The sequence below is a fragment of the Vibrio sp. 10N.222.55.B11 genome (assembly GCF_041473705.1).
Classification (GTDB): domain Bacteria; phylum Pseudomonadota; class Gammaproteobacteria; order Enterobacterales; family Vibrionaceae; genus Vibrio; species Vibrio crassostreae_C.
In genome coordinates this window covers 1,006-7,405 of record NZ_JBFRST010000086.1, presented here as the reverse complement: position 1 = coordinate 7,405, position 6,400 = coordinate 1,006, and the positions used below count along the sequence as shown (strand labels likewise).

The 6,400-nt window shown below is 39.9% G+C and carries 6 protein-coding genes and 1 pseudogene; 2 read left to right on the top strand and 5 right to left on the bottom strand.

Features of this window, described 5'->3' with window-relative positions:
* Positions 1-174: pseudogene (locus tag AB4503_RS23755) on the top strand (group II intron reverse transcriptase/maturase); the annotation flags it as partial.
* A gap of 214 nt (positions 175-388) precedes the next feature.
* Here AB4503_RS23755 and AB4503_RS23750 read toward each other — a convergent pair.
* From AB4503_RS23750 to AB4503_RS23730, 5 genes are all read right to left on the bottom strand, one after another.
* Complete coding sequence (locus AB4503_RS23750) at positions 389-748, bottom strand: VOC family protein (protein WP_016767836.1); 360 nt, start codon at positions 746-748, stop codon at positions 389-391.
* Positions 749-812: 64 nt separating this feature from the next.
* On the bottom strand, positions 813-1,514 hold the full coding sequence (locus AB4503_RS23745; protein ID WP_102579944.1) for a YafY family protein: 702 nt from the start codon (positions 1,512-1,514) through the stop codon (positions 813-815).
* Between the two features lie 371 nt (positions 1,515-1,885).
* Positions 1,886-3,331 (bottom strand): ATP-binding protein, encoded by a 1,446-nt coding sequence (locus tag AB4503_RS23740; protein WP_372115809.1) that lies wholly within the window; start codon positions 3,329-3,331, stop codon positions 1,886-1,888.
* Between the two features lie 394 nt (positions 3,332-3,725).
* Positions 3,726-4,328 (bottom strand): trans-aconitate 2-methyltransferase, encoded by a 603-nt coding sequence (locus AB4503_RS23735; protein WP_017100450.1) that lies wholly within the window; start codon positions 4,326-4,328, stop codon positions 3,726-3,728.
* Between the two features lie 16 nt (positions 4,329-4,344).
* Positions 4,345-4,962 carry a hypothetical protein gene (locus AB4503_RS23730; RefSeq protein ID WP_017053543.1) on the bottom strand — a complete coding sequence of 206 codons (618 nt, stop codon included), beginning with the start codon at positions 4,960-4,962 and terminating at the stop codon, positions 4,345-4,347.
* A gap of 179 nt (positions 4,963-5,141) precedes the next feature.
* Here AB4503_RS23730 and AB4503_RS23725 point away from each other — a divergent pair, with 179 nt between their 5' ends.
* Positions 5,142-5,966, top strand: a complete 825-nt coding sequence (locus AB4503_RS23725; protein WP_017100452.1) for an AraC family transcriptional regulator — start codon at positions 5,142-5,144, stop codon at positions 5,964-5,966.
* Positions 5,967-6,400 lie beyond the last annotated feature (434 nt).

Here is a 6,400-nt window from a genome sequence, read left to right as displayed (position 1 = left end):
ATGGATTGCCAGTTCAATCTATTCCAAATAGCCAAAGTGCCAATAGAAAGGCATGTGAAAATCCGAAGTGCAGCGACACCCTTTGACCCTCTTTACCAAGAATACTTGGTAAAGAGAAAATCTAAAAGGCTAGCTCGTAACTCTTGGAACGAACCTGCTTCGACTGCTTTATAAGTTGCTGGGTATCAAACGATGCCTTCGTGGAGGCTTGAGCCTAGTGCAGTGAAAGTTGCACGCTGGGTTCTTAGGGAGACGGCACTTGGTAACAAGTGTCGTCCACCCGACACTTTTGAGCTAGAAAGTGCCACGGGTAAAAATTCGACCTATGAAGGTTCTGGACTTAGATGAACCAGCAGTGATGTTGGCTTTTAAGAAAAACAAGGTAACGTTAAGCAAACACTCGCAATCGATGCCCATCAGGGTCTAACGCAACAAAATTGATACCATATACAGACTCTTCGGACTCTTGAGCAAAATTCACTCCTTGCTCTTTCCATTTTTCAAATAAGGTATCTAACTCGGTGCTGTTAATTGCAGGGACAGAAAGTTCAGTCCCGCCACCTCGAACTAAACTACTTGGCGTAAGTGTATCAGTTTGTTTTAGAGTGATTTTTACGTTTTCAGCAAACTCGACTACCGCAAAGGTTGGCGATAAAAGCTTAGGTTCACACTCAAAGACTTTCTTATAAAAGGTCATGCTGAGTTGGATGTTTTCAACATAAAGAACAATAGAATCAATAGTTAACATGGTTGTAAATCTTCATTTTCGAAATGGATGAACTAAGTGTAACCACAAGTACTGACAGTTTTTGTCAGTAACGAAAGTACTTTTGTCCGATGCCCTCCAAAGCTTCCCATTCAGTTAGTAAAGTATGACGAGAACGCTCGTATTTAGGCTCAAGTTGTAAAAATGATTGAATTCTATCAAGTCTAAAATTACGGTAATCGTTCCGTGTTTCGCACCATGCAACCAAGATATTGTGTTGCTCAAACATACCTATAAGTATTGGCCACACAACCCTCTTGCTGATAGCACCTTTAGCGTCTTCGTAAAGAATTTCTGCTTTATGCTCTTTTTTTATCGTTGCTTTTAACTCAGCCAGCTTAACCATCACCTTTGGTGCTTTGATAATTGAAGCAACTCTGATGACGCTCTCAGTATGCTTAGCTTCATGATCAGAAGGCAACACAGCTGAAATCTTAGCAAGTGCATCAATGGCAGCTTCGTTAAATTCTCCGTTTGCTTGCTTTACCACCCATTCAACTCCTAACTTAAGGGCTTCAAGCTCTTCTAAGCTAAACATCATCGGTGGCAAATCGAAGCTCGGTTTTAAAATGTAACCAAGCCCAGCTTCCCCCTCGATCTCTGCGCCTTGCGATTGCAAAGTTGCTATATCTCGATAGATTGTTCTTACACTAACATCTAGCTTATTTGCTAGACCCTCAGCTGAGACTGGATATTTATAGCGTCGAAGAAGTTGGAGTAAATCTAGGAGGCGTTGACTTCGTGACATAGCAAGAATCCATAAAATAAAGAACAGGTATAATGCACTAAAAGCGAATCAACTGATCGTTCAAGAAAAATATGAGTGGACGACGTAAATGATTTAATTGAGTTAAATAGTTCACTTCCTTGACTCTCGAAGCACGGAATTAGGCACTTTTGAGCTAGAAAGTGCCACGGGTAAAAATTCAACCTATGAAGGTTCTGGACAAAAACGTGTCAGCGGTTCTGCTAATTTAGTGAAAAACGGATTAGGTCAGGTGTCGTGAATATCATCAGTCAAAAGCCTCTAAGTGTCGACATTTATAGACCTAACACAGAATCGTTAACATTTTACTTAATAGATCTGCATTAGGTTTATAGTTCTCTTAGATCACACAGTCATTCAACAACGTTCTCACTGCGTTTGAACTTTCGAATTTCTTTAGTCGCTATTAAAACATCTTTATCTACATCATATGAAATGTCATCCTCTTGTGAGGAAGATGTTGTTTGTGAAGTACCAGATGATGGGATACTTGCAGTGCTTGGGGCATCTTGGTAGGTGCCAACCAAGGAGTTAAATGCTTGGTTAAGTAATTGCTGGCGCTCAGTATCTGACATTCGCTTCTTCGATGTTTGCGCATCTTGACTCTCGTTAATAAGAAATTGCGCGAACGTTTTATAAAAAGGATCAGAAAAGCTGTAGTTATGTGAATCCTCATCAAATTTTAACAACTCACCAAACTCCTCGTTACATAATGAGTCCAATGTTTTTATTATCTGCGGTTCTTTCAATGAGTATTCATTATGCACCGATGCAGAGTATATCTTCGATATATCAGAGTCATACGTATCCATTTTGGCCATAATGTATAACACCTCTTGCGAATTTTTTACTTTGAAAGCGTTATCAAATGCACGTTTAATCGTATCGGATTCAATTTCTAAGTATTCGCGTTGCGCATACTTCATATGAGAGAAATCCAGAACATAGTCATCTTTACGACCTAGCGTATTAGTTTCATTTAAGCCTTCGGATTCGCACATCAACTGGCAAAGTTGGTGACAAATCGATGCTACTCCATTGGAATGTTCCCAAACTTCATCATAGATATCATCATCAACCGTTATGTTTAAAAGGTTACAGCCCTGCTCAATTATCTTGTGAATCTCAGCTTCAGTCATCAACGGTACTTTCAACTCCGAAACACGACGGCGCATTTCTGAGTCATACTGGACGACTTGGCGAGCAGTATTTACCGCACCTACTGCAATAATCTTCAAATCAGGGTAAAGATCTGAATGATCCATAAACACTTTCATTAGCTGAGAAAGTTGTTCTTTGTCAGACTCTTTTATTTTGTGAAAGTCTTCTAAAACCCAACACAAACCAGCTTCACCGATCATCTTAGCCAAACTTGAACCTGTCAGTTGGGGAGGTAAGACACGCTTTGTTTTTGTCTGAGCCGAGCTTTCACTAGAACCACTTAGCTGAACTTTAATCAATTTAATGTTTGCGACAATGCCGCCTTTAACACTGTTTTTTTCAGCTTCGACCGATTCATCCAAATAATAAGGACAAAGCTGATCAAATGCGTCGAGCATAACACTTTCAAATGTCATACCTTTCATGCAGTTCGTTTTAATATGTGAGCTGTAAACTTGCTTGAGTTTATTCTCAATTAAAGAGGTTTTTCCAGAGCCTGAATGCCCATAGATAACTACCTGCTTTCCCTTAGTTTGCAAGGCGCGAACTATTCTAGTGTTAATTAGCTTACGCTCAATAAAGTTGACTTTTGCGGGGGAAGCGGGTGTAAACACGTCATTTACTTGATAGGTTTTCATTTATTATCCATGCACACTGTAAATATTCACCGGTTACCCTAATGCTCAACTAATTGAAACTCAATTGATTTATATGCAAAATGTGGCTTAACCCCTGTAATTACTATTTGGCAACAATCTGATTTGCGCTCACCACTTAACTCGGTGCTCACACATCTTCGGGTAACTATTTATATGGCAAATTCGACATAAAACAATGTGAATGAAACCTTCTCTGACTAATAAAGGGGCATTTCTGAGGTAGAACGTACCACGGGTAAAAATTCAGCCTAGGAAGGCTTTGGACAATTTTGTGTTACGACGACATAGAAAACCTTCTATTCCAAATCACGCGAGTCACCTACAAATAGCTGACAAAGCCCATTAACCCACTACAGATCAATCACTACTACGACTAAAATACTTTGCGTGCGAGAATAGCAAGAGAATCCCCATCTTCGAACTCGCTAAAAACCTTTGCTTCAACCACGTTAAACTCTTGCCCTATTGCTTCTTTCATCTTGGCTAAACTTCTCGGATGAAACAATAGACCATGAGTTGTCTCAGGCGCTTGAATTTTCTGCCAGACTAAATGGAAAACGAAACCTCCAGGTAAAAGCAGCTCAGCTTGACGGCGGAAAGATTGGCGCAATTCAGTATAACTTAAATGATGCATTACTTTATTGGAATATACTGCATTATACCTAGCTTCTGTTTCAATTTTTACTGCATCAAGTATTAAGCTAAGTACATCTGGTAGCCGTTTATTGAGAGTATTCACGAAAGCTGGTGAATAATCAGAGCCTGTAACTCGAAATTTCTGAGCGAGAATTTCAAGATCATTACCAGGCCCCGAGCCTAACTCTAAAACAGAATCCTCAGGAGAAAGAACCTTTGAGAGCATATGCAATTGCTCAGCAGCATTATATCCGTCACACATTTCAGTATATGCCTTCGCATTGTTAACATCGTGATAATAATTCATGCAGACCCCGTCGTTTAATTCGTTGTAACTCATGTGATTTCCTGTATTACTAAATTACTCTTTTAAACAAATATGCAAATGGTGATTTTGTATATGGGATCGCACGACCAGATGCTAATATATTTTCTCGTGTCATGATTTCAGGCCTCTTGGGCTTCATATAGTCCTTAAGATTTTCGTCGTTGACCTCATACACTCCATCGTCTCTTAGAACGACAGCAATCAACTTAAATCTTGGGTCTAAAGCCGCTAAAGCTGCATCTCCATGGCTAGCGTTAACAAGTAAGATCCCACCTATTCTTAAAAGCTCCCCGCACGGTTCTGAAATAAAGCCTGCATAAAGAGATATTAGTAAGTCGAATTCAACTTCGTTTAACTCCAGTGAGCGATAATCACCATGAATAAACTGTATATTTGAGTCTGAGTTCCCTTTGTGCTCAAAAATTATCTGTTTAACAGTACATTCATCAGCAAAAAAATTTGAAGCACGTTTATCAAGATCCACATATGTGACTTCGTTAAAAACGAATGACGGTGAAATGTCCACATAACTACCAGGATAGAGTGTTTTTCGAGGAGTCATATAAGCACTGATCGCCTTAAACAGCTCCCAGCGATCACCTTTGTGTTTATCCTGCTTCTCCCACAAAGCTAAAGTCTTAGTCATTATTTCTTTCCTCTAGTTGTGTAAGCCAAAAATATTATCACCTGAATCTCTTTTAGTTATTTGAGCTACTTGGGTTGTGTGTGGTTAATATATACAAAGACGCTGCGTTGTTTGAGTGCACAGATTGAGATATTATCGGCTGATATTAAGATTGTGTAAAAAACGGTAAGTTGTTATCCATGCTTCCAAAAACACCATTGCCACCCTGCTATGTAATCCATGAGCAAGGCGTAAACAGTGAAAACTCAACCGTGTCAGTAAATCCAGACTATGGTTTGCTCTTTACTACAAAAGGCTCATTTAAAATGGAGCAAAGCTACACTACTCAATCTGTTACTGGCAGCATTACGATTGTCCCTTTCGGAGTGCCATATCGTTCTGTCGCGGGTTGTAATTTAGACTATTGGCTACTTGGTTTCTCTGCTGAAAGCTATGGTTTGAACGAAACGCAAGAGATAATGCGCCCCTTCGCAGAGGTTCGTTCAGGAGGCGCTCCTGTGGCTCATTTAGGTGAACTAGCTCAACAACGTATAACTTCTTGGTTTGAAGCCTTAAAACAAGAAACCAGTATTGAAACAACGATAAGTAATGATGTTCACCGGAGCCTGATTGTATTGATATTAGCAGAAGTCGTTCGTGCGACGACTGCAATAGACAATAAGATCACCAAGTCGCCATTAGTCGGAAAAGCACTACATTATATTCAAAAATACAGCCTTACTCCTATATCCTTAAGTGACGTTGCGTCTGCTGTAGGACGCACATCTCCCCATGTCGCATCAGTTGTAAAGTCAGAAACAGGTTTTACTGTCGGTATGTGGATCACTTCAGCGCGTCTAGCCAAAGCAGCGCAGCTTCTACAATACTCAAATATGTCGGTTGAACAGATTACTACGGAAATTGGGTGGCAAGACACAACTCATTTCATCAGGCAGTTCAAAACGTTCTATGGTACAACACCTTCAAAATGGCGTAATAAGCTAAGAGACAAAAGTGAGCAATGAACATTAGTTGTATACTTCATTTAGATAACAAGGTGGTTAGCCTTCAATGACCTTGATTCTTTGTAGCATAAGAAAAAGTAGGTCAAACGCCAGGTTAGCAAAAAGCTCTCTGAATGCTTCGTAACTTGTTTTGGGGCAGAAATGAGCTAGAGCTACTACTCTAATGATTCATTAGAACAAATAGCAGCGTACCAATACGATCGCTACCATTTTAAGAGGATACTTTCTTGGGCTATATAAGGGGTTAAAGGAACGTTTTTGTGCCCAAGCAGCGGCCAATGAATACCTAGTCTAGAATAAAGACATTTAACCCGTTCCTACTCTCTCGTACTGGCCTTATACCTGAAATTACATTCACTCTCGATGGATATCCTGTGCTGAGATTAATATTTCCAACCGTTCAGTTGCAATGACTTAGGGATAGGGCTGTAGCA